The following is a 20,948-nucleotide window of genomic DNA, read 5'->3' on the forward strand; positions in this document are numbered from 1 at the left end:
GCATCCACCGCTCCCGAAACCGCTGCCGGGGACGCCGGGGCCGTCCCGGGGTGTCCGGGACGGCCCCGGCGGAGGGCCGCTGTCCTTCGCCGCCGACGGTCACGGTGCGGCGGGCTTGAGCACGACGCGCAGTTCGGTGAGGCCCCGGAAGGCGGGGAACGGAACAGCCATCCAGGGCGCCTCCCGCCCGGGGTCCGCCGGAGCCACTCCGGGGAAGCGACTGAACAAACCGGTGAGAGCGAGTTGCGTCTCCAGTCTGGCCAGGGGCGCTCCCAGGCAGTAGTGGATGCCGTGCCCGAACCCGAGATGGGCTCGGTACTCGTGCTCGGAACGGGTCACGTCGAACTCGTCCGGGGCGTCGAATTTCAACGGGTCGCGGTTGGCCGCGCTCAACGCGATCTGGACCAGGGCACCCTTCGGGATCCGCGTCCCGGCGATCTCCATGTCCTCGGTCGCATAGCGGAAGGTCGCGCTCTCCACGGAGCCGTCGAAGCGCAGCAGTTCCTCCACTGCCGCTCCGACCAGCTTCGGGTCCTCCCGCATGGCGCGGAGCTGCGCGGGATGGTTCAGGAGGTGGTGGATGGCGTTGCCGATGAGGTAGGCGGTCGTCTTGTGGCCGGCGAACATCAGGAGGAACGCGGTCGAGATCAGCTCCTGCTCGGTGAGCCCGCCGTTCTCGTCCCGGGCCGTGATGAGCGCGCTGAGCAGGTCCTCACCGGGGCTGGTGCGCTTGCGCGCGAGGAGGTCCGCGAAGTACGCGTGCAGACGCTCCTCGGCGTTCTGCTGGGCCTGTTTGGATTCCTTGCCGAATCCTGTCTGCGCCACCGTGGTGGACAGGCGTTGCAGCTCCGGCCGTTCGTCGGGCTCCACGCCGAGCAGTTCGCAGATCACGATGATCGGCAGCGGGAACGCGAACGCGGGCAGCAGGTCGACCGGTTCGCGCGTGGCGCAGTTGTCCAGCAGTGTGCCGACGATGTCCTGGATCCGGGGCCGCAGCGCCTCCACCCGGCGCGGGGTGAACGTGGAGCCGACGACCTTGCGCAGCCGGGTGTGCTTGGGCGGGTCGGAGTTGAGCATGTGGTCGTCCAGGGCCAGGGACGAGTCACCGAAGATCCTCCGGTAGGCATCCCGGGCCCCGTACATGTCCTTGCTCAGCCGCGGGTCGGCCAGGGCCGCCTTCGCGTCCTCGTACCGGGTGATCAGATACGTGTCGATGCCGTGCGGCGGACGCATGGGGCAGACGGGGGCCGTCTCCCTGAGGCTCGCGTAGACCGGGTGCGGGTTCTGCCGGTACTCGGGTGTGCAGCGCTCGGCCGCTGCGGCCGGATCCTCCACGGTCGTCACGGACGGCTCCTGAGGTCGAAGAGGGTTTCGGCGTTGCCGCCGAGAATGAGTTGCTGGGACGCCTGGTCGACCGGAAGTTTCTCGATCATCCGCATGAGTTCCTCCAGCGGTACGGACATGGGCGGCGAGTCCGTGCCGAACAGCATCCGCTCCGGCCCCAGCACCTCCGCGTTGAGGCCCAGGTGGGCCGCGCTGAACGTGCTGGTGTCGACGTACATGCGCCGGAGCGCACCGGCCGGGTCCGTCGTCGGCGGACCGGAGGACGGCGGTGCGGACGGCCCCCCGGCTGAAGAGGGCCCGGGGTCCGAGGGCTGTGCCGCCGGGCGGCCGCCGCCCCAGTGCCGGGGGCGCGCCGCCGTCTGCAGACGTTCGGGCAGCAGGGCCATCGCGCCGCCACCGGTGGCACCGATCAGCCGCAGTCCGGGGTATTTGTCCAGCCACCCCGCGAACGCGATCATCGCCATGCCCATGGTGACGTCGCCGAACCGGCCGATCTGTTCCACGAAGCCGAGGTGCTCGACCCGGTCCGTGCCGATCGGTTCGGCCGGGGCGTGCACGAGGACCGGCACCCCCGCCTCGGCCGCCAGCGCGAAGAAGGAGTCGGCCCGCGGTGAGCCGAGCAGCTCGCCATGGACGCTGGAGTTGGTGATCAGCCCGACGAAGGCGGGATCCGCCAGCGTCTCACGGACCCCCTCCAGGTGGTCGTCGTCGCCGAACGGGTTGGCGTACACGTATCCGCGCAACTGGTCGGGGTGGGAGGCGATCAGGCCCGACATCCAGGCGTGGAAGCTTCGGAGCCGGTCTCGGGGCTGCGCGTAGTTGTCGACGCCCGGGACTCTCGCCATGGCACCGGCGCCGACCGGGCTGCCGATGATGGTGAGGTCGATCCCGGCCTCGGCTCGGGCGGCGAGCATGGCGTCGACGTCGGTCAGGCTGGGAGGCATGGGGAAGCGCCGGGCGGCCTCCGGTGGGGACAGGTGTCCGTGGATGTCGATGATCACGTGTGGGTTCCCTGGGTCGGTGCGAGTGCGTGGGCGACCGCGACACAGTCCTCGTCGCCGTGTCCCTGGTCGATGGCGCGGACGTGGGTCCGGGCGGCTGCGGCGACGAGGGGGAGCCGCAGTCCGGCCGCGGCTGCCTGGTCCGCGGCGAGCAGGAGGTCCTTGGCCATCAGGCTCAGCCGGAAGTCGGGCTGGTCGAAGCGCCCGGCTGCCAGCCGCTTGGACTTGAACGACATGACGGGCGAGGCGAAGCCGCTGCCCGCGATCGTGCCGAGGACGAGCTGCCGGTCGAGTCCGGTGGCGACCGCCAGTTCCACGGCCTCGGCCAGCGCCTGCACCTCGATGCCCATCAGGAGGTTGAGGAGCAGCTTCATCCGCATGCCGGAACCGAGTTCGCCGAGGTGGACGACCTCCTTGCCGAGCAGTTCGAGCAGGGGCCGCCCAGCGGTGAAGACCCGTTCCTCGCCGCCGACGAACAGCCGCAGTTCACCGCTGCGGGCGTGCTCCCGGTTGCCGAGCATGCCGACATCCAGCACGGACGGCGTGGCGCCGGTGAGGTGGACGACCTCCTCGGGGGCGACGGTGCCGGCGCAGACCAGGGCGCCGGGGTAGGGGCCGCGGGCCAGGATGCCATCCGGTCCATGCAGTACGGCGGAGAGGGCGTCCGCATCGGCGACGGTACAGATGGCGGCGCTCGTGCCCTCGACGGCCTCGGCCGGATGCGCCGCGGCGACGGCGCCGGCCCGGGCGAGCGGTTCGGTGCGCTCCTCGGTGCGGTTCCAGACCCGCACCCGGACGCCCTGTTCGAGCAGGCGGGAGGCAAGGCCGGTGCCCATCGTCCCGAGCCCGAGGACGGCGACGGGCCCGGTGGCGGGGTGCGTCATGACTTCACCCCCACGGTCTCCCGGACAACCCGGTACCGCAGGGACTGTGTCCGGTCGACCCAGACGCGCAGCGGGGCCACCAGCGCGCGGTGCTCCTCGCCCTGCTGCCAGGCGAAGAAGTGGGCCGGTGTCTCCCACTCGCTGGTGATCACCCACTGGCGGGAGTCGTCGATGGGCTCGCCCAGCCGGTCGATGATGTGTCCCGGGACCTTGGCGACGGAGTTTCGTATGCGCTCGTAGGCGTCCAGGAACCCCTGCTCACCGCCTTCGATGACGTGGACCGTGTACACGACGGAAAGCGTGTCGGCCGGGCGGCCTTCCTGCTCGGAGTGCATGTCTTCTCCTGGAGGGTGAGATCTGGCAGGGCACGATTCCCACGGACTCATGGCCCCCGTGGCCACGCAACTCCGGCGTGGCCACGGCCCAATGGAGAGAAGGCGACCCCCGTTTTCGGCGGCGCGGTCGGGTGAGATCCCGGGGGTTCCCGTCGGGTGAGATCCCGAGGGTTCCCGGCGCCGCCCGGGGGGTCGGATCAGTCTGCGGTCCGGCGGAGGACCAGACTGACGAAGCCCCACACCTCCCGGTAGACGCGCAACCACTCGGTGCGGCGGATCGCCGCCGTCCCGAGGACCTCCGCGGCGGCCGGGTCATCCGGGTGATCCAGGGCCCAGGAGGCCAGTGACCCCCAGCAGGACCACTCGTAGTCGTCCAGTTCGCGGCGCGTGCTGACATGCCCGTGGACCGGAGTCCACCCGTCGGCGGCGACCCGCTCCACGGTGGTCGCCAGGTCGGTGAAGTCCCCGAGCATCTGGACCGCTTGCGGTGACGGTTCACGTTCCCAGATACCCTCACCGATCAGGACGCGTCCGCCGGGTGCGAGGTGCCGGCGTGCCGCCGCGAGAGTGGGCAGCAGCCCACCGAAGGCGTGCGTGGCCCCGACACTGAGCACCAGATCGAACGAGTGCTCGGAACGGAAGTCCGCGGCGTCCTGGCAGTGGAGTGCGAGACGCGTCCCGACGCCGAGACGGCTCGCCGACTCGTCGGCCTGCCGCAGCGCGGCCTCGGACGTGTCGACGCCCTCGGCGGACAGGCGCGGGTGTGTGCGCAGGGCGCGCAGCAGCCACTCCCCGCCGCCGCACCCCAGGTCGAGTACCCGCTCGTCGCCGCGTGGGATGCCGTGTTCCAGTAGTTGGCGCACCGATTCGTCGTCGAGCGGGGACTTGATCGGGTGTGCGGCATGGGCGAGCCCGGACATCTGTTCATGATTCATCGACGCAGCCTGGCAAAACCCGGGGGCGGCCCGCACGTCGTTTTCTCCGGTGGCCTTCCCGGGCCGCTGCCCCGACGAGGCGTTACGCTCGATCTGTATGGAAGCGTTCCGACCGTGGAGGCCGCCATGCGCGAGAACGAGGAGTACACGACGCCGTCGCAGGCAGAGGGCGAACGGCTCGAAGAGGACATGAATCCCGCCGAGGAACGGCACCCCGCCACGGCACGCACCCAGCCGTCCCAGGCGGAGGGTGAGCGCGGCGCCGAGGACACCGAGAGCTGAAAGAAGCGGCACGGACCGGGCCGGCGGTGGTGGTTCCGTGCCGCTCGGGCCCGTCGGCCGGGTGCACGCAGCCTCGACGAAGCCGGGCCGCCCCGGGGGCTCCGCCCGCGTCCGGGCAGCGGCGACAGCTCCGCACGCCGGGCGGCCGCGGTGCGGAACAGCGTCAGACACCCGCCGTTCGAGCCGCCTCGTACACCTCGGCGGCGACATCGATCAGCTCCGCGGCATCACGTGTCGTGCTCTGGAGGTCCAGCAGGATCTCCGTCACACCGGTTTCGGCGTGCGCCACCAGGTCCTCGACGATCTGCGCCACGTTCCCCTGGAAGGGCTGGCGCCCCGCGCCCTCGAAGGGCTTGGCGCTGTACCGGGCATTGACGCGCGCACAGACCTCGATCGGCCGTTCCCGGCCACGCTCGGCAGCCAGGTCCTGCACCCGCTGCCAGTCCTCGGTCAGCCGAGCGGCCCCCATGGCCACTGGCATCCACCCGTCCGCCCGGTCCACCAGACGACGGGTGGCCCGCGGGCTGTTCGCGGGCAGGTGGACCGGGATGGGGCGAACCGGCTTCGGACCGACCTCGGACGGCGCGATGGTGGTCCACTCCCCCTCGTACGAGACCGGGTCGGGTCCCCAGACGGCCGCGCACACGTCCAGCAGTTCGTCCAGCACCGCGCCACGGCGTGCGAACGGTGCGACGGAGGCAGCCGCGTACTCGTCCAGGGACCATCCCGTGCCGAAACCCGCGACCACCCGCCCACCGCTCGCGACGTCCAACGAGGCAAGTGCCCGGGCCAGTTGGAAGGGAACATGCAACGGCGCCACCAGAACGCTGGTGCCGAGCCGCGCCCGGTCGGTGGCTGCCGCGGCAAGCGTCAGCGTCACCAGGGGGTCGGCGACACTCCGGTAACCGTCGGGCCACGGCAGGCCCGGTACGCCGTACAGCCCCTGGGTGGCGGGCTCGGGGAACAGGATGCGTTCGAACACCCAGAGGCTCGTGTATCCGGTCTCCTCGGCCGCGCGAGCCACGGCGGCCACGTCGCGGGAGAGGTCGTACTGCTTCATCTGCGGGAGACCGAGACCGAGCGAGATCGTCATGCGTGCGCCCCTTCGTGATGACTCCGGTGCAGCCAACGTAGGTCATCCGGTCGGCTGTTGACGAAGAACCCCACCGAGCGGATCGATATCGGCCGAAAGCGACCGAGCGCGGCACCGCACGACTGTGAGACTTGCTGTGACTCAGTGAGAGCCGCATCAGGCCAGCGGTCCACCCTGGGGTGTCGGATCCGTATCGGCGAGCGGCGCCGTACCACTGCCCTGCAGGGGCGGGCGCTCAGGCCTGAACCTCGGGAGGACGACGGCTGGGATGAGGCTGATGAGCGTGAAGGCCAGCATGGGGCGCCACCGTCATCGGCACCGCGAGTGAACGCAACCACGACTACCTGCGTTCCCTCGGCGCGATCCCTGTGTCCTACGGCCCCGGCCTCATGGAACGTGTGCACCGCATCGCACCACAAGGAGTCGACGCCGCACTCGACTTGATCGGCGGCGATGCCACCGCTGCCTCCCTGGAGCTCGTCACCGAACGTCAGCGAATCGGTACCACCATCGATGCCGAAGGCGCTGAGAGGTACGGATTCCATCGCGTCGGCGGCCGAACAACACACGGCCTGCGACAGGTGGTCGACTGGTATCGCACCGGCGCTGTCAAAATCCCCAGCGTCACCGTCTACCCCCTCGAAGAGGTCGCCGCCGCCCATCGCCACGTTGAAGCCGGTCACACCCAGGGCAAGGTTGTCCTTCAGGTCCGATAGGTCGCCCCACGCATCCGGGGACGGCACCGCCCGAACGAGAAATCCACGTCCGGGAACAGGAGCCGTCCGACGGGTCAGAGGTCGCGGTCACGTTCGGGCGCCTCGGCGCCCAGCCCGAAGTCCCCGCCCCTGATCCTGAGTTCGTCGCCTCCTGATGGAACGTCAGTACCCTTGCGGCACTGGCCTCCTCGCCGACCGGCAGGGGAACGCATTCCGACCTCCGGTGGTCACGGGATCCGCAGCTGGGCGTCTTGGGTCCGCGCGGCCGGTTCACCTCGCCGATCGGGCACTCGACCGCGAGCTATGTCGCGGATACGGGATGTCCGGGCCCGCCCCGGACATCCCGCCCGGACCGGCTATCAGATCTCGGGCCGCCGATGGTTCCGTGCCGCCCAGCCCCACACCTGTTCCTGCTTCATCGCGAAGTCCCCCGAAGCAACCTCCTCGGAGCGCGCCTGCACCACGTGACCCGGACACGGCCGTTCGCGGCCCCGCCGGGGCCCTCCGCCTCCATGGTGAGCGCACGCACCCTTCCGACGAGAAGTGTGGTGTCCCGCCACATGCACCTCCGACCGGCCTATTCCTACCGTGTGGCGACACGAAATCCGTCCCCGCCAACCGTTTCGGAAGTGGTGTTCATGGCTGCCTCGGCATCCGCCCCGCCAACCTCCCGCTCCCTCAGGCGCATCGTCGCCGCGAGTCTCATCGGGACCACCGTCGAGTGGTACGACTTCTTCCTCTACGGGTCAGCCGCCGCGCTGGTCTTCAACAAACTGTTCTTCCCCGAGTCCGACCCGCTCGTCGGCACGCTCCTCTCCTTCCTCACCTATGCGGTCGGATTCGCCGCCCGGCCGCTCGGTGCCCTGGTGTTCGGGCACTACGGCGACCGGCTCGGCCGCAAGAAGCTGCTGGTGCTCAGCCTTCTGATGATGGGCGGAGCGACGTTCGCCATCGGGCTGTTGCCCACGCATGCCACGGTCGGGTCCGCCGCCCCCGTACTGCTCACCGCCCTGCGTCTGGTGCAGGGCTTCGCTCTCGGTGGTGAGTGGGGCGGGGCCGTTCTGCTGGTCTCGGAGCACGGAGACGCCGAACGGCGCGGGTTCTGGGCCTCCTGGCCCCAGACCGGTGCCCCGGCCGGGCAGCTGCTCGCCACCGGGGTGCTCTCCGCGCTCACCGCGCTCATGTCGGAGTCCACCTTCGAAGCATGGGGCTGGCGCATCCCCTTCCTGCTCTCCGGGGTCCTGGTGATCCTCGGGCTGTGGATTCGTCTCTCCGTCGACGAATCACCGGTGTTCAAGGCCGCACTGGCGCAGGCCGAGGAACGCCGGTCGGCTGCCGGGGCGGCCGAGAAGATGCCGCTCGTCGCAGTGCTGCGCCACCACTGGCGCGATGTGCTGATCGCCATGGGGGCCCGGATGGCGGAGAACATCAGCTACTACGTCATCACGGCGTTCATCCTCGTCTACGCGACCACGGCAGCGGATCTGAGCAAGCAGACGGCTCTCAACGCGGTGCTCATCGGCTCGGCCGTCCACTTCGCGGTCATTCCGATGTGGGGCGCGCTGTCGGACCGGTTGGGGCGCAAGCCCGTCTATCTCGTCGGCGCGATCGGCGTCGGCCTGTGGATGGTCCCCTTCTTCGCGCTGATCAACACCCGGAGCTTCGGAAACCTGCTGCTCGCCGTCACCGTCGGGCTCATCTTCCACGGAGCCATGTACGCACCGCAGGCAGCATTCTTCTCGGAGCTGTTCGCGACCCGGATGCGGTACTCGGGTGCGTCGATCGGGGCGCAGTTCTCGTCGGTGGCGGCCGGTGCTCCGGCGCCGCTCATCGCCACCGCCCTGCTCGCTCACTACGACAGCTCGACACCCATCGCGCTGTACGTCATCGCCGCGGCTCTCCTCACCGTAGTGGCGATCGGCTGCGCCCGGGAGACCAGGGACCGGGATCTCGCGGACATCGAGGGAGCCGGTGCGGAGCCGGCCGGGACCTCTGCCCCCGCGGCCGAAGCCCGTACCGTCTGAACCTCGTTCGCCGGGCGGGCCGGGCAGCGTCGCAGCGGCTTTCTATGCCGGCTACAACGGGAATCCGGCCGCCGGCTTCGAGCGCTACATCTCCAAGGACCGCGTGCTCCACGGGTTCGGCGGCCCCAACGAGCGCTGGGCCTGGGGCGCGGGCGACCTCGAACTGAAGGCGGCACGACTGTCGGCTCAATAGGGTCTCTCGTCTGGATCACGCAGGGCTCGCGCGCCCCGGCACCGGACCGGGAAGGGCACATCCCGAGGGTGACCCGAAGTCCCAGCGGCTGCGCGCCGGGCGGTTCTCCCGTGGGTGCGTGTAGCGGCCAGGCGGTTCCACGCACCACGAGCCGTCCGATCTTGATCCGCGGCTGACCTGAGGCCGAGCCGGTGCGTCGGGCGGTCCACGCTGTCATCCTGGGAGGAAGCACCGAAGCGTTCCCGGGTCCCCGGATCGCCCCGGCCGCCTGCAGAGGGGACCATGCGATGGATCCCGACATCCGGACCAGGGCCGCGCTCGAGGAGCACTGGCGGGCATCAGAACGTGGGGATACCGAAGCCGAGCACGCCATCTACGCAGCGGACGCAGTCCTCGACTATCCCCAGTCAGGTGAACGATTCCGGGGCCGCGCGACGATTTCGGCGCAACGTGGCGGGCACCCCGCCCATCGGCACTTCACCGTCCACCGGATCGTCGGCAGTGGGGACCTGTGGACCAGCGAGTGCGTCATTGCGTACGACGGGGTACCCACCTACTCCGTGAGCATCATGGAATTCGCGCGCGGGTTCGTAGTTCACGAGACGCAGTACTTCGCGGACGCGTTCGGTGCGCCCGCATGGCGGACCAGGCTCGCGGAGCCTATGCCGGGGAGGGACATCGCCAGGGCCTGACCTGCCGCGCGCTCGGCCCGACAGGCACGTGATGCGACTCTGCTGAGCAGCCGTCGGGATCTCTGCCCGGGCGGTCGCGAGGTGCTGCCCACGCTTCGGCAGCGCCGGCGTCACCGGCGTTCCTAGGGTGTGGTCCGGTAGAACTCGGCTGCGGTGACGGTGCCGGGAACGCCGAGCTCGGCGGCGACCGTGGTGATCGCGGTGGCGCCGACGGCGAGGTCGGCTTGGCCGTCGGTGGTGAAATACGGTGCGATGAAGGCCTCGTAGTGGTCGCGGGCCTCGTCTGGGGTGTGTCGGCCGAGGAACGTCTGGATGTACCGCACCGTGGTGTCGGCTTCGTCGTGGATGAACTGCAGGGCGCGTCGGTGGGCTCGTACGACGGCCTGGACCGCTGGATCGTCCGGGTGGATACAGAGGGGGTCGACGGCCACACCTACGGTGGGAATCTGGAAGTGGTCACCGACCCAGGCCAGCACGTTCCAGCCGTACTCGGCGGCTATCGCCTCCGGTGCCATGGTGCTGCCGACGTAGGCGGCGTCGATCGTGCCGTCGTGCAGTCGGCGCAGGTCCATGCCGTAGTCGCCGGGCGGACGGACGATGGTGTGGATGTCGCGGTCCGGGTCGAGGCCCGCCCGGCGCAGCACAATCCGGGCGAAGCACCCGGGTGGGGTGTGCGGGGCGTGGACCGCCAGCCGTCGGCCGGCCAGGTCGGCCAGGGAGGTCAGGCCGGGGCGGGCGAGGAACCAGAACAGCTGGCGGTGGGTGTTGACGTCGAGTACGACCCAGGGGATTCCATCGTCCAGTCGGGACAGCAGTGCCCGGCCGAGTCCGACGGTGGCGCCGTGGCGCAGCCGCTCCTCGTCCCAGGAACAGCCGTCGTGCAGCGCGACGTGGACACCCTCGTCGGCGTAGTACCTCTGCTGGTCGGCGATGTAGGCGACCAGTTCCTCGTGCAGGCCCCGGCCCACGTAGGCGAGATCGATCGTGTACATGGACGTCTCTCCTTGATCGTGTCGCCGCCATGCGCCGCGGGTGCCACGGGCCCGGCGGCTCAGGCCGAGGGTGCCGGGGTGGCCGTGTACCGGAGGCGATCCGGAGTTCCGACCGGAGCGGGCTGGTACGGCCCCGTGCGGGCAGGGCAGCGATGGGTCAGTCCATGGACATTCCCCCGTTGACCGCGGCGGTGGTGCCGGTCATGAAGGCGTTGTCCTCGTCGGCGTAGAAGGCGACTGCTCGGGCGACGTCGGCGGCGTGTGCCAGGCGGCCCAGGGGCGTGCCGGCCAACTGCCGCTGTTTGTGCGCTTCGTCGAGCACGCCCGCCATGCGGGTGTCCTCCACCGGGCCGGGTGCGACGATGTTGACCGTGATGCCCTGCGGGCCCAGTTCCTGGGCGAGGTAGCGGGCCATCTGCTCCAGCGCCGCCTTGGACGTGCCCAGCGCGATCATGCCCTCCCGGGGTCGGCGGCTGAGGCCGGTACCGAGATAGATGATGCGCCCCCAGCCCTGTTCGGTCATGGCAGGCAGGACGGCTCTGGTGACCACGAACGCCGCGTGCATCTCGGCGTCGATCTTGCCGCCCAGTTCTTCCCAGGTGATGTCCTGGAACGGCTTGACCACATAGGGGATGAGTGCGTTGTGCACGAGCACGCCGATGCCGCCCCACGCCGCCTCGACCTGCTCGACCACACTCTCGACGGCCGCTGCGTCGCGTACGTCCGCCTGCACGGCCATGGCCTGCCCGCCTGCGGCCTCGATGCCGGCCACGACCTCCTCGGCTGCCTTGGTGTCGCGGAGATAGTTGACCACCACGCGCATCCCTCGGGCGGCCAGGAGGTGCGCGGTGGCCGCCCCGATTCCGCTGCTGGCCCCTGTCACCATGGCCACCCTGCCCGTTGCCCCAGTCACGAGCCCACCTCCTGCTCATCATCACGGCCGTCCAAATGGCCGTCCGGGGTTGTTCGTCGTCCATGCCGAGGTGCGCCGAGCTGACCGCCCCGTGGAGCGCGGTGTCCCTTCTTCGCGCTGATGGACGCCCGGACTTCGCGCTGATGGACGCCCGGAGCTTCGAATACCTGCTGCTCGCCGACACCGTCGGGCTCAACTTCCACGGAACCATGCAGGCACCACGGCGGCACTCTTCTCGGAGCTTTTCGTGACCTGAGCGCGGTCCGGACGGGCCCGAGGTCCCGGCGGGCGCCGGACGTCACTCCTGGGCGGTGGGCTGGAACCAGGTGGGTCCGTCGGTCAGGGACTGCTTGATCCTGAAGAGGCCGAACTCGTTCAGCGGCGGCAGCGCATCCAGCGGGAACCAGCCCACCTCCAGCGATTCGTCGTCGTTGACCCGCGCCTCGCCGCCGGTCGCCCGGCAGCGGAAGGTGATGTCCAGGAACTGGCAGCGGTCGCCATTGGCGTACTGCACCGGCGAGAGGGCCTGGGTGAGCACCACCCGCTCCGCCACACAGCGCACGGCGGTCTCTTCGTACACCTCGCGTTCCGCTGTCGCCGCCGGTTCCTCGCCCGGTTCGCAGATACCGCCGAGGACCGCCCACTTGCCGGTGTCGGAACGGCGTCCCAGCAGCACTCTGCCTTCGTCGTCGAAGACCACGGCGGTGACGCCCGGCAGCAGAAGCAGCTGCTGGCCCGCGGTGGCCCGGATCTCTCGGATGAAATCAGGAGTTGCCATGGGCCGACTCTACGTGGCCCGCACGGCGATCAGCGGCTGCGCCGCTGCCGCGCCGAACGGACGGTGACCCAGCCGAGCCCGGCCAGGGCGATCAGCACGAGCACTCCCTCCGGGAGCGGCCCCATGCGGGTCGCGGGCGTGAGCGAGGACCTCAGGGGCACCTCCTCCACCAGTGCGTCCGCCGTGAAGAGCTTCGTCTTCCGGACGACCGTGCCGTCCGGCCGGATGATCGCGCTGACTCCGCTGGTGACCGGGACCACGACGGATCTGCTGTGCTCGACCGCCCGCACCCTGGACATGGCCAGCTGCTGGTAGGTCATCTCGCTGCGGCCGAAGGTGGCGTTGTTGCTGGGTACGGCGATGAGCTGGCTGCCGTGCTCGACCGTGTCCCGCACGGCGTCGTCGAACGCGGCCTCGTAACAGGTCACGAGCCCCACCTCGGTGCCCGCGAGGTCGAAGACACCCACCTTCCGTCCGGGGCCGAAGTCCCGCTGCACACGGTCCACGTCGGAGTTGAACAGGCGTACGAAGGAACGCATCGGGATGTACTCGCCGAACGGCTGGACGTGGCGCTTGTCGTAGGTACTGACGGGGCCCTTCTCCGGATCCCACTGGATGAGGGTGTTGCGCAGCTTCCCGGTGTCGGGCTCGATCACCGCACCGACCACGGTGGGCACCCCGATCGCCTTCACCGCGTCGTCGATCACGATCCGGGCATCGGCGTTGCGGTAGGGGTCGAGGTCGGAGGAGTTCTCCGGCCACAGGACGAAGTCGGGTTGCGGGACCTTGCCGGCCTTCACCTCCTGGGCGAGCTGTTCGGTGCGGCGTGCGTGGTTGTCGAGGACGGCGCGGCGCTGGGAGTTGAAGTCGAGTCCGAGCCGCGGCACGTTGCCCTGGATCGCGGCGACGGTCGCGGTGCCGTCCTCGGCCGAGTCGTCCACGAGCGGCAGCGCGGCACAGGCCGCGGCGACGGGTACGAGGACGGTCGCCGCGGCTGCGGCGACGGCGGCCCGGGGCACCTCACGGGTGCTGCGGAACGACCGGAACTGACGCACCGCTTCGAAGAGACCGAAGCCGCAGAGCACCACGGCGAAGGAGAGCAGCGGGGTGCCGCCGACGGCGGCGAGCGGCAGGAAGACCCCGTCCGCCTGCCCGAAGGCGATCTTTCCCCAGGGGAAGCCGCCGAAGGGGATCCTGGCCCGGATCCCCTCGTCGAGGACCCAGACCGCGGCGGCCCACACCGGCCAGCAGGCGAGGCGGGAGACGGCGGCGATCCCGATGCAGCCGACGGCGACGAACAGTGCCTCGGCCGCGGCGAGCGCCAGCCAGGGCAGCGGACCGACCTCTTCGCCCGTCCAGTGCAGCAGCGGCAGCATGAACCCCAGTCCGGCGAGGAGGCCCAACCCGAACGCGGCACGCACCCTGCGTTCGTGCAGCACCCAGCCGAGCAGGGCGAAACCGGGCAGCACCAGCCACCACAGGGGCCGGGGCGGGAAGCTCAGGTACAGCATCGCTCCGGACAGCAGGGCGGCTGCGGGCCGTACGAGCCGCCTCGCCCTCCGCGCCTTTCCGGGCACGGACGTGGAGGCGGACTCCTGCGGGTCATCGACTGGGGTGATGGTGGCGCTCACCCCGCGGAGTCTACGGTGGTCAGCGGTGCACGGGGCAGCCGCGAGCATGCGCCGGGACCTGTGCGCCGGACCGATCGGACGCTTTCCCGCACGGACCCGGGCCGCTGCCAGTACCGTGTCCGCCAGTCCCCCACCGATCGGCCGGATCCGGCCGTGGCGTGAACGGGACAGTCACCGGTCGGGGGGCGGACGTGACGGTTGCACCAGCGGAGCGGGATGGCGGCAACGCTTCCGACACGGCGGGGGCGGTGCTTCTCGCCGTCTGCGCGAGCTGGTCACTGGTCACCGCCGCTGGACGGGAGTCCGGGCCGGAAGGTGTGCTGCTGGCGTTGCTGGCCGTCGCCGCGGGCTTCACCTGCGGACGGATCTGCGGAACGCTGCTTCCGGTGGCGGCCGCCACGGCCGTTGCCCTCGGGGCGCTCGTCATGGGACTTCTCGTGCGTCGTGGCGTGACGGATGCCATGACGTCGGCGGACGCGGCGCCCGGTCACTCCGGTGCCGCCGCCGCGTTGCTGGTGCTCGCGGCGGGCGCGGCCTGTTGCGGGGCAGCCGCGGCCCGCCGGTCATCGTTGAGGGTCTCGCTGCGGCTGCTGGCGCTCGGTACCGCCTGCGCCGCGTGGACGGCGGGCTCGGCAGCCGGTTTCGCCGCGGCGCTCGGGGTGCTGCTGTGCTCGCTGGCCGCGACCAGGACGCGGCACCGTTTCCTCGGCCTGGCCGGACTCGCGCTGGCCACCGGTCTCGTCGTCGGCACGTCGTGGGCGGTCGCCGCGGACGCTCTTCCGCAGAGCCTCATGGTGTCGCTGGAAGGTCCGCTCACCACGAACAGGGTGCTGCTGTGGCAGGACGCGCTGAAGCTGGCCGGGGACCATCCGGTGCTCGGTATCGGGCCCGGACGCTTCGCCGAACTGAGCCCGACTGTGGAGCAGACCGTTCATTCCGACGGCAGGCCGCACTCCGCGCCCCTGCAGCTGGCCGCCGAGCAGGGAGTGGTGGGGGTGGTGCTGCTGGGCGCGGCCTTCGGCTGGCTGATGTACGTGCTGTGGCGGTCGCCGCGCGCCACGGCCGTCGTCCTGACGGCGGGCGCCGCGCTCACCGCACTCGCCGTGCTGGCCGCCGTCGGCAACGCACTCAGCTTCACGCCGGTGACCGCGGGGGCGGGACTGCTCGCGGGGCTGGCGTCGGCCCGGCAGCCCATCGGGGACGGTTCGACGGAGGCCGGCGGACCGGACAGCACGGACGGGCCACCGCGGACACCTGGTCCGGACGGGGCCCGCGGAACGGTCCGTCGCCGTCCCGGCGCGGTACGCCGCACACTGCGGGCGGATCACTCCCTGCTGCTCTGAGCCCGGCCCGGGACATTCAGCGCGTCGGACGGCGGCAGACCGTCCCGCGGATCAGGCTCCGGCCCGTACGCCGTTCGTCGACAGGTGCAGACGGTCGCGGATGAACCGCACGCCCGCTTCCGCGTCATCGACCGTGATGGTGAACGTGCGGCCGTCCCCGAGCCGCAGCACCAGCCCCTCGCCCCTGCGGACCACCACGGCCGTGCCCTGTCCGGGGCGCCAGCGGTAGCCCCAGCCGCCCCACTGGCGCGGGGTGACCCTGGGGACGAACTCCGCGCCGACCACATGGGTGAGCAGAATCCGGCGGCGCGGCAGACCCATGTGGCCGCAGCGCACCTCGAGGGCGTCCCCGTCGACCCTGACGGCCACGTGCACAAAGGCCAGGGTGCCGAAGAGCATGAACAGTCCGGCGGCGACACAGCCGATCACGGACATCAGCAGCGGAGCGATCCCGGAGGTCCAGTTGGAGGTGACGGCCAGCTGGACACCGAGCGCCAGACAGGCCGCACCTGCGGCGGCGAGCACCCACTGGGCCTTGTTGGTGGCCTTGCCGACCCAGACATCGGAGCGCGGGTCGGCTCCGGCGTGCCTCGGTTTTCGGGGGTGGTCCCTCATGTCAAGCAGCGTACTGAACATTCCGCCCGCCGGGGATGGGGTCCGAGGCTCTCGGCGGGGTCAGCGGGCGGGGCTGGCGACGCCCAGCAGGCGCCCCTCGGCGTACGCCAGAGCGGCCTGCGGCAGGTCGGCGGTGTCCCCGCCGAGGAGCACGGTGAGACCGGTGGCCGGTTCGGCCGACGGAGCGGGGGCGGCCCCGATGCGGCGCAGTGCCTGGGCGGCGACGGCACCGGCGGAGCCGTGCAGCGCGACCGGCGGCAGACCGGCCTGCCGGAGGGCGTCACGGATGCGTGCGGCGACCAGTTCGTAATGGGTGCAGCCCAGGACCACGGCCCGCACATCCCGCGGGGTGCGGGCGGCCGCTGCGGCGATGGCCCGGTCGATCGCCTGGTCGTCCGCGTGTTCCACGGCATCGGCCAGACCGGGGCAGGGGATCTCGGTGACGGCGACGGACCCGGCGAACTCGCGGATGAGTCCCCGCTGGTACGGGCTGCCGGTGGTGGCAGGCGTCGCCCAGATCGCGACGGGTCCGCCGGCGGCGACGGACGGCTTGATGGCCGGAACGGTGCCGATGACCGGCAGAGCGGGTTCCAGCTCCGCGCGGAGCGTCGGCAGGGCGTGCACGGAGGCCGTGTTGCAGGCCACGATCAGCGCGTCGGGACGCAGGGCCGCCGCCGCACGGGCCACGTCCAGCGCGCGGGCCGTCACGTCCTCGGGGGTACGTGGTCCCCAGGGCATGCTGCCGGGGTCGGAGGAGAGCACCAGATCCGCGTCGGGCCTCAGCCGGCGTACTTCGGCGGCGGCCGCAAGCAGGCCGATTCCTGAGTCCATGAGCGCGATCTTCACCCAGTCACCATAGTCGACCGCCCTTGCGGTTCCGTCATAGTGGGGCAGACTGCGGCGAATGAACGCTGTTGCCTGGATCGCCGTGGGTTCACTGGCCGCCTGGGTGTGGCTGCTGCTGGGACAGGGGTTCTTCTGGCGGACCGACCAGCGCCTGCCGCGCCGGGAGGCTCCGGAACACTGGCCGTCCGTTGCGGTGGTCGTCCCCGCCCGTGACGAGGCGGACATGCTTCCGGTGAGTCTTCCGTCACTGCTGGCACAGGACTATCCCGGGCCGGCGGAAGTGTTCGTCGTCGACGACTGCAGCGAGGACGGCACCGGGGACGTCGCCCGCGCCCTGTCCGCACGGTCCGGGGGGTTGCCGGTGACGGTGGTGTCGCCCGGCGAGCCGGAGCCCGGCTGGACGGGCAAGCTCTGGGCCGTGCGGCACGGGATCTCCCTGGCCAGGGCCCGTCAGCCGCAGCCGGACTACCTGCTGCTGACGGACGCCGACATCGCGCATGAGCCGGACAGCCTGCGGGAACTCGTCGCCGCTGCCGAGTCGGGCGGATTCGATCTGGTCTCGCAGATGGCCCGGCTGCGGGTGTCGAGTGTCTGGGAGCGGCTGGTCGTCCCCGCCTTCGTGTACTTCTTCTCACAGCTCTATCCGTTTCGGTGGGTGAACCGGACGGGGACACGGACGGCTGCGGCGGCCGGTGGATGTGTGCTGCTGCGGACCTGGGCGGTGGACCGGGCACGGGTGCCCGAGTCGATCCGGCAGGCGGTGATCGACGACGTGTCGCTGGCGCGGGCGGTCCAGCGCAGCGGCGGGCGGATCTGGCTGGGGCTGGCCGAGCGGGTGGACAGCGTACGGCCGTACCCGCGGCTGGCGGACCTGTGGCGGATGGTGTCGCGGAGCGCGTACGCCCAGCTGCGGCACAACCTGCTGCTGCTCGTCGGGACGGTCCTCGGGCTGGCGCTGGTGTACCTCGCCCCGCCGGTCACGCTCGTCGCCGGTCTGCTGGGGGGTGCTCCGGTGGCGGCGTGGGCGGGCGGGGTGGCCTGGGCGGTGATGACCGTGACGTACATGCCGATGCTCGGTCACTACCGGCAGTCGCTGTGGCTGGCACCGCTGCTGCCGTTCACGGCCGTGCTGTATCTGCTGATGACGGTCGACTCGGCGGTCCAGCATCACCGGGGGCGGGGGGCGGCCTGGAAGGGGCGCACATACGCCCGGCCCGAGGCCGCGCCGGACCGCTGAGCAGACCGGGACGGGGGCGACGGGCGCGGTGCCGACCGGGCCCCGTGGCGATCATTTACGGCCGGGGGTCCAGTTCATGCCCCATCCGTAGGCCTGGTCGATGGTGCGCTGCGGGCTCACCCCGCGGGCGGGGACGAGATAGCGGGCCTCGCGCTGCACCACGAGGTCTCCCCCGTTGTTGGTCAGAAGCGCGAGCGCGCAGATGGTGGACGGGACGGTGCATTCGTCGAGCGAGAAATCGATCGGGGCACCGTTCTGGGGCTGAAGGGTGACGGTCGCGTGGAGATCGGCGAAACTCCGGGCCCCCTCGTAGATCGTGACGAAGATCAGGACGCGGCGGAACATGTCCTTCTGATCGAGGTTGACGGTGAGGTTCTCGCCGGTGGCGACGGCGCCGGTGCGGTCGTCCCCGTCGAGATGGATATAAGGGGGCTGCCGGAGCGAGCCGAAGGCGTTTCCGAGGGCCTGCACGACTCCCTTGCGGCCGTCGGTGAGTTCGTAGAGGGCGCAGAGATCGAGATCCAGGTCCGCATGGTGGGCGACCGCTCTGCCGAGTTTGCTCCCCCAGCCCTTGAACTGTTTGCGCACCTCCCAGTTGAGATTGACGCGGAGGGCTCCCGAAGTGCCTCCCTGTTTCGCGAGGGAGACCGAGGGCGCGTCCTTGGTGAGTGTCACCTTGGACAGCCGGACGGGCTGGACGACCGGGGGCGCCGGAGGGACCGGAGGGGCCCCGGCCGGTACGGGCGGAAGCACCGACGGGGGTGGCGGCAGAGGGCCCACTCCCCCACCGGGCTGCGGTGGTTGAGGTGAAGGGGGCTGTTGATACGGCTGAGGCCGGTGTTGTGGTTCATCGACGGAAATACCGAAGTCCTTCGCCAGGCCTTCGAGGCCGGTGCTGTATCCCTGACCGACGGCCCGGAATTTCCAGGCGCCCTGGCGCCGGTAGAGCTCCCCGAGAATGAACGCACTCTCGACCGTCGCGTCCGAGCTGTCGAAGCGCGCGATCTCCGCACCGTTCGCGGCGTCCGTGATTCGTACGTACAGTCCCGCCACCTGCCCGAAGGTGCCACCGTCCGCGGAGGCCGCCAGGACCACGCGGTCGATGACCGGCTCGATGCGCGCCAGGTCGACCGCAAGGCAGTCGGTCACCGCACCGCCGACGCTCCGCCTGCCCTCGTGGCGTACCGCTCCGGATGCGTGGGAGGGCTGGTTGTAGAAGACGAAGTCCGCGTCGCTGCGCACCTTTCCCGACACGAGAAGGAGCGCGGACCCGTCCACGTCCGGCATTCCCGGGGCGGTCCGCCACCCCAATTCGACCCGCACGGCGTGGGCTGTCACCGGAACATTGGATCCTTTGAGCATCGTTCTGCTCTCCCCCATCGCGTCCGACTGTCCGAAAGCTTTACTCACCAACCTATTCCTCCGCCCCTCCCGGGGCCCACAACCGAGCGGGCACCGGTCGGCGATCCGTCGGCAACACCCTCGGATCCCACGGCGCTCCGGTGCGGCCCACGCTTCTGCATCGGCCCTGGCAGGTCCCACGCGGATGTCGGTCTTCGCAGCCCGTCCCTAGTGCCGCAACAGGCAACGTTTGCCCCGTCGCGGCACTGGCTTCGCGTCAGCTGTGAGACCCTCCACCGGAAAAGCCCTGCTTTCGACGGAAGCTTTGGCGATGTTTTGTCAGGTCAGGCTGACAGAACCAGCGTAAATCGGATGAGCATAAGATTGGGGCTCCCCAACCGGCACATCGTGGGCGTAACTTATGTGCCATGACCTCCCCCCGCTCCACCTACGGCGGCGGCTACTACGCCGCGGCGTCGTTCTCCGACACTCCGATCTACGACTCCCTGGTCGCGGAGCGGGGCACTCCTCAGATCTCACCGATCCGAGTGCCTAGTGCCTATGACACCGGCAGCGGCAGCGGCAGCAGTCATCTGCCCGCCCTCCCCGCGGCGTTGCCGGCTCTTCCCGCGGTCCCTTCCCAGCCCGCTCCGTCGTACGGCTACCCGCAGCCGGCCCAGCAGGGTTACGCACCCATGCAGCCCGCCCAGTTCCAGCACGCTCCGACGCCGTACATTCCGCAGCAGCCGACCGGGGTCCGCGGTGGATACCAGGCGCCCCACGCGCCGCAGCGGCCGGCGCCGGGGACCGGTTACGAGGCGATGCGTCCGGCGTCGCCCCGCCCCGCACCCTCACCCTCGCCCTATGAGGACCCGTACAACCGCCCGTACCAGGGCCGGGGGTACTGAGCCGAGGTTTTCACACGGCCTCGGCATCCCTGTGCCGGCCGTGCAACCCCCTCGGCCACGCGCCCCGGACGACTCGTCAGCCGGCCTGCGGAGCAGGGGAACTCCGGGGCTGGCCCATACGTCGACCCTGGTGAGATTGCTCTCGCAGTGTCGGCGCAGGGGGGGGCGAAGCATGCCGTATCGGGTCAAGATGGATACGGAAGGGGGGTAGGGGACAGTGCGGGCGGTCACGGGAGTATGGCGCTGGAGGCACAATCCGCTGTGCCGCGCCACCGACCGGCACGAGGCGTGGGTGGCTCTTGTCGCGCTGCTTCTCATGGTGCTGGGGGCGCCGGCGGTGGGCTGGGGGTGCGGTTCGCTCACCGATGACGCCCTGCAGGAAACGGTGCGGGCCCAGCAGGCCGAGCGGCACGCCACGACCGCCGTCGTGGTGCGCCGGACACTGGAGGTGCGCCCTCTCGTCGTCGACTCCGAGGTTTCCTCCGAACGCCCCGCGCACACCTCGGTGTTGGCGCGTTGGAAGGCACCGGACGGCACGGGCCGCCGCGGTACGGTGACCATCTCCTCCCACCGGGCGGGCCCCGGGGCGGAGGTGGAGATCTGGACCGACCGCGACGGTCGCCCCGTGCCGCGCCCCATGGACGCCTCGACCGCTCGTACGCACGCGGCACTGGCCGGGCTCGAGGCGACGCTCGTCGCCGTCGGCGTGGTCGAGGGCGCCAGGCGCCTGATCGTCCGGCGCATGATCCGGGGACGGCACATCCGGATCGACCGTGCCTGGGCGAGGACCGGTCCGGACTGGGGCAGGACCGGGACCGGCAGCTGATCAGCAGCGGATCGGGTCA

The 20,948-nt window shown here is 70.8% G+C and carries 21 protein-coding genes; 8 read left to right on the forward strand and 13 right to left on the reverse strand.

Going from position 1 to position 20,948, the window contains the following annotated elements; all coding sequences use genetic code 11:
- Nucleotides 1-99 precede the first annotated feature (99 nt).
- The 5 genes from AB0L71_RS12430 to AB0L71_RS12450 all read right to left on the reverse strand — a co-directional run bounded on the left by AB0L71_RS12430 (nt 100) and on the right by AB0L71_RS12450 (nt 4,499).
- Complete coding sequence (locus AB0L71_RS12430) at nt 100-1,344, reverse strand: cytochrome P450 (protein ID WP_365241403.1); 1,245 nt, start codon at nt 1,342-1,344, stop codon at nt 100-102.
- Complete coding sequence (locus AB0L71_RS12435) at nt 1,341-2,345, reverse strand: amidohydrolase family protein (protein WP_365241405.1); 1,005 nt, start codon at nt 2,343-2,345, stop codon at nt 1,341-1,343. The genes AB0L71_RS12430 and AB0L71_RS12435 overlap by 4 nt, the downstream gene beginning before the upstream one ends.
- Nucleotides 2,342-3,229: an NAD(P)-dependent oxidoreductase gene (locus AB0L71_RS12440; protein WP_365241407.1), complete on the reverse strand. Its 888-nt coding sequence runs from the start codon at nt 3,227-3,229 to the stop codon at nt 2,342-2,344. The genes AB0L71_RS12435 and AB0L71_RS12440 overlap by 4 nt, the downstream gene beginning before the upstream one ends.
- Complete coding sequence (locus tag AB0L71_RS12445; protein WP_365241409.1) at nt 3,226-3,564, reverse strand: antibiotic biosynthesis monooxygenase family protein; 339 nt, start codon at nt 3,562-3,564, stop codon at nt 3,226-3,228. The genes AB0L71_RS12440 and AB0L71_RS12445 overlap by 4 nt, the downstream gene beginning before the upstream one ends.
- A gap of 197 nt (nt 3,565-3,761) precedes the next feature.
- Entirely contained in the window at nt 3,762-4,499 is a 738-nt protein-coding gene (locus AB0L71_RS12450) for a class I SAM-dependent methyltransferase (protein ID WP_365241412.1), read from the reverse strand.
- Between the two features lie 126 nt (nt 4,500-4,625).
- Here AB0L71_RS12450 and AB0L71_RS12455 point away from each other — a divergent pair, with 126 nt between their 5' ends.
- Nucleotides 4,626-4,781, forward strand: a complete 156-nt coding sequence (locus AB0L71_RS12455; RefSeq protein WP_365241415.1) for a hypothetical protein — start codon at nt 4,626-4,628, stop codon at nt 4,779-4,781.
- A gap of 163 nt (nt 4,782-4,944) precedes the next feature.
- Here the strand turns inward: AB0L71_RS12455 and AB0L71_RS12460 are convergent, their stop codons facing one another.
- Entirely contained in the window at nt 4,945-5,874 is a 930-nt protein-coding gene (locus AB0L71_RS12460) for an LLM class F420-dependent oxidoreductase (RefSeq protein ID WP_365241418.1), read from the reverse strand.
- Between the two features lie 389 nt (nt 5,875-6,263).
- Here AB0L71_RS12460 and AB0L71_RS12465 point away from each other — a divergent pair, with 389 nt between their 5' ends.
- The 3 genes from AB0L71_RS12465 (at nt 6,264) to AB0L71_RS12475 (ending at nt 9,499) form a co-directional block, all read left to right on the forward strand.
- Nucleotides 6,264-6,590, forward strand: a complete 327-nt coding sequence (locus tag AB0L71_RS12465; RefSeq protein ID WP_365241420.1) for a zinc-binding dehydrogenase — start codon at nt 6,264-6,266, stop codon at nt 6,588-6,590.
- Between the two features lie 638 nt (nt 6,591-7,228).
- On the forward strand, nt 7,229-8,614 hold the full coding sequence (locus tag AB0L71_RS12470; RefSeq protein ID WP_365241423.1) for an MFS transporter: 1,386 nt from the start codon (nt 7,229-7,231) through the stop codon (nt 8,612-8,614).
- A 480-nt stretch (nt 8,615-9,094) separates the two neighbouring features.
- The gene (locus AB0L71_RS12475) at nt 9,095-9,499 is read left to right on the forward strand and encodes a nuclear transport factor 2 family protein (protein ID WP_365241425.1); all 405 of its coding nucleotides are present in this window, start codon (nt 9,095-9,097) and stop codon (nt 9,497-9,499) included.
- Nucleotides 9,500-9,621: 122 nt separating this feature from the next.
- On the opposite strand, the gene AB0L71_RS12480 is transcribed toward AB0L71_RS12475, so the two are convergent.
- The 4 genes from AB0L71_RS12480 to lnt all read right to left on the reverse strand — a co-directional run bounded on the left by AB0L71_RS12480 (nt 9,622) and on the right by lnt (nt 13,693).
- Nucleotides 9,622-10,491 (reverse strand): ABC transporter substrate-binding protein, encoded by an 870-nt coding sequence (locus AB0L71_RS12480; RefSeq protein WP_365241428.1) that lies wholly within the window; start codon nt 10,489-10,491, stop codon nt 9,622-9,624.
- 157 nt (nt 10,492-10,648) lie between these two features.
- Nucleotides 10,649-11,404 (reverse strand): SDR family oxidoreductase, encoded by a 756-nt coding sequence (locus AB0L71_RS12485; RefSeq protein ID WP_365241430.1) that lies wholly within the window; start codon nt 11,402-11,404, stop codon nt 10,649-10,651.
- Nucleotides 11,405-11,702: 298 nt separating this feature from the next.
- The gene (locus AB0L71_RS12490; protein WP_365241433.1) at nt 11,703-12,182 is read right to left on the reverse strand and encodes an NUDIX domain-containing protein; all 480 of its coding nucleotides are present in this window, start codon (nt 12,180-12,182) and stop codon (nt 11,703-11,705) included.
- Between the two features lie 29 nt (nt 12,183-12,211).
- Entirely contained in the window at nt 12,212-13,693 is a 1,482-nt protein-coding gene (gene lnt, locus AB0L71_RS12495; RefSeq protein ID WP_365241540.1) for an apolipoprotein N-acyltransferase, read from the reverse strand.
- Nucleotides 13,694-14,004: 311 nt separating this feature from the next.
- On the opposite strand from lnt, the gene AB0L71_RS12500 reads away from it, so the two are divergent.
- Nucleotides 14,005-15,156 carry an O-antigen ligase family protein gene (locus tag AB0L71_RS12500; RefSeq protein WP_365241435.1) on the forward strand — a complete coding sequence of 384 codons (1,152 nt, stop codon included), beginning with the start codon at nt 14,005-14,007 and terminating at the stop codon, nt 15,154-15,156.
- A gap of 51 nt (nt 15,157-15,207) precedes the next feature.
- On the opposite strand, the gene AB0L71_RS12505 is transcribed toward AB0L71_RS12500, so the two are convergent.
- A complete protein-coding gene (locus tag AB0L71_RS12505) occupies nt 15,208-15,771 on the reverse strand; it encodes a hypothetical protein (protein WP_365241438.1) in 564 nt (187 codons plus the stop codon).
- Nucleotides 15,772-15,831: 60 nt separating this feature from the next.
- Nucleotides 15,832-16,617 carry an aspartate/glutamate racemase family protein gene (locus AB0L71_RS12510; protein ID WP_365241441.1) on the reverse strand — a complete coding sequence of 262 codons (786 nt, stop codon included), beginning with the start codon at nt 16,615-16,617 and terminating at the stop codon, nt 15,832-15,834.
- A gap of 58 nt (nt 16,618-16,675) precedes the next feature.
- Here AB0L71_RS12510 and AB0L71_RS12515 point away from each other — a divergent pair, with 58 nt between their 5' ends.
- Entirely contained in the window at nt 16,676-17,854 is a 1,179-nt protein-coding gene (locus AB0L71_RS12515) for a glycosyltransferase (protein WP_365241444.1), read from the forward strand.
- Nucleotides 17,855-17,905: 51 nt separating this feature from the next.
- On the opposite strand, the gene AB0L71_RS12520 is transcribed toward AB0L71_RS12515, so the two are convergent.
- A complete protein-coding gene (locus AB0L71_RS12520; protein ID WP_365241447.1) occupies nt 17,906-19,234 on the reverse strand; it encodes a TerD family protein in 1,329 nt (442 codons plus the stop codon).
- Nucleotides 19,235-19,623: 389 nt separating this feature from the next.
- Between AB0L71_RS12520 and AB0L71_RS12525 the strand changes: the two genes are divergently transcribed.
- Nucleotides 19,624-20,103: a DUF6643 family protein gene (locus tag AB0L71_RS12525; RefSeq protein WP_365241450.1), complete on the forward strand. Its 480-nt coding sequence runs from the start codon at nt 19,624-19,626 to the stop codon at nt 20,101-20,103.
- A 217-nt stretch (nt 20,104-20,320) separates the two neighbouring features.
- Nucleotides 20,321-20,929: a hypothetical protein gene (locus AB0L71_RS12530; protein WP_365241452.1), complete on the forward strand. Its 609-nt coding sequence runs from the start codon at nt 20,321-20,323 to the stop codon at nt 20,927-20,929.
- Nucleotides 20,930-20,948 lie beyond the last annotated feature (19 nt).

This window comes from Streptomyces sp. NPDC052052, from assembly GCF_040680455.1.
Taxonomy (GTDB): domain Bacteria; phylum Actinomycetota; class Actinomycetes; order Streptomycetales; family Streptomycetaceae; genus Streptomyces.

Excerpts from the sequence above, each read along its gene's own strand:
- AB0L71_RS12440 (WP_365241407.1), bottom strand. The coding sequence starts at position 3,229 with ATGACGCACCCCGCCACCGGGCCCGTCGCCGTCCTCGGGCTCGGGACG.
- AB0L71_RS12445 (WP_365241409.1), bottom strand. The coding sequence starts at position 3,564 with ATGCACTCCGAGCAGGAAGGCCGCCCGGCCGACACGCTTTCCGTCGTG.
- AB0L71_RS12450 (WP_365241412.1), bottom strand. The coding sequence starts at position 4,499 with ATGAATCATGAACAGATGTCCGGGCTCGCCCATGCCGCACACCCGATC.
- AB0L71_RS12455 (WP_365241415.1), top strand. The coding sequence starts at position 4,626 with ATGCGCGAGAACGAGGAGTACACGACGCCGTCGCAGGCAGAGGGCGAA.
- AB0L71_RS12460 (WP_365241418.1), bottom strand. The coding sequence starts at position 5,874 with ATGACGATCTCGCTCGGTCTCGGTCTCCCGCAGATGAAGCAGTACGAC.
- AB0L71_RS12465 (WP_365241420.1), top strand. The coding sequence starts at position 6,264 with ATGGAACGTGTGCACCGCATCGCACCACAAGGAGTCGACGCCGCACTC.
- AB0L71_RS12470 (WP_365241423.1), top strand. The coding sequence starts at position 7,229 with ATGGCTGCCTCGGCATCCGCCCCGCCAACCTCCCGCTCCCTCAGGCGC.
- AB0L71_RS12475 (WP_365241425.1), top strand. The coding sequence starts at position 9,095 with ATGGATCCCGACATCCGGACCAGGGCCGCGCTCGAGGAGCACTGGCGG.
- AB0L71_RS12480 (WP_365241428.1), bottom strand. The coding sequence starts at position 10,491 with ATGTACACGATCGATCTCGCCTACGTGGGCCGGGGCCTGCACGAGGAA.
- AB0L71_RS12490 (WP_365241433.1), bottom strand. The coding sequence starts at position 12,182 with ATGGCAACTCCTGATTTCATCCGAGAGATCCGGGCCACCGCGGGCCAG.
- lnt (WP_365241540.1), bottom strand. The coding sequence starts at position 13,693 with ATGCTGTACCTGAGCTTCCCGCCCCGGCCCCTGTGGTGGCTGGTGCTG.
- AB0L71_RS12505 (WP_365241438.1), bottom strand. The coding sequence starts at position 15,771 with ATGAGGGACCACCCCCGAAAACCGAGGCACGCCGGAGCCGACCCGCGC.
- AB0L71_RS12515 (WP_365241444.1), top strand. The coding sequence starts at position 16,676 with ATGAACGCTGTTGCCTGGATCGCCGTGGGTTCACTGGCCGCCTGGGTG.
- AB0L71_RS12520 (WP_365241447.1), bottom strand. The coding sequence starts at position 19,234 with ATGGGGGAGAGCAGAACGATGCTCAAAGGATCCAATGTTCCGGTGACA.
- AB0L71_RS12525 (WP_365241450.1), top strand. The coding sequence starts at position 19,624 with ATGACCTCCCCCCGCTCCACCTACGGCGGCGGCTACTACGCCGCGGCG.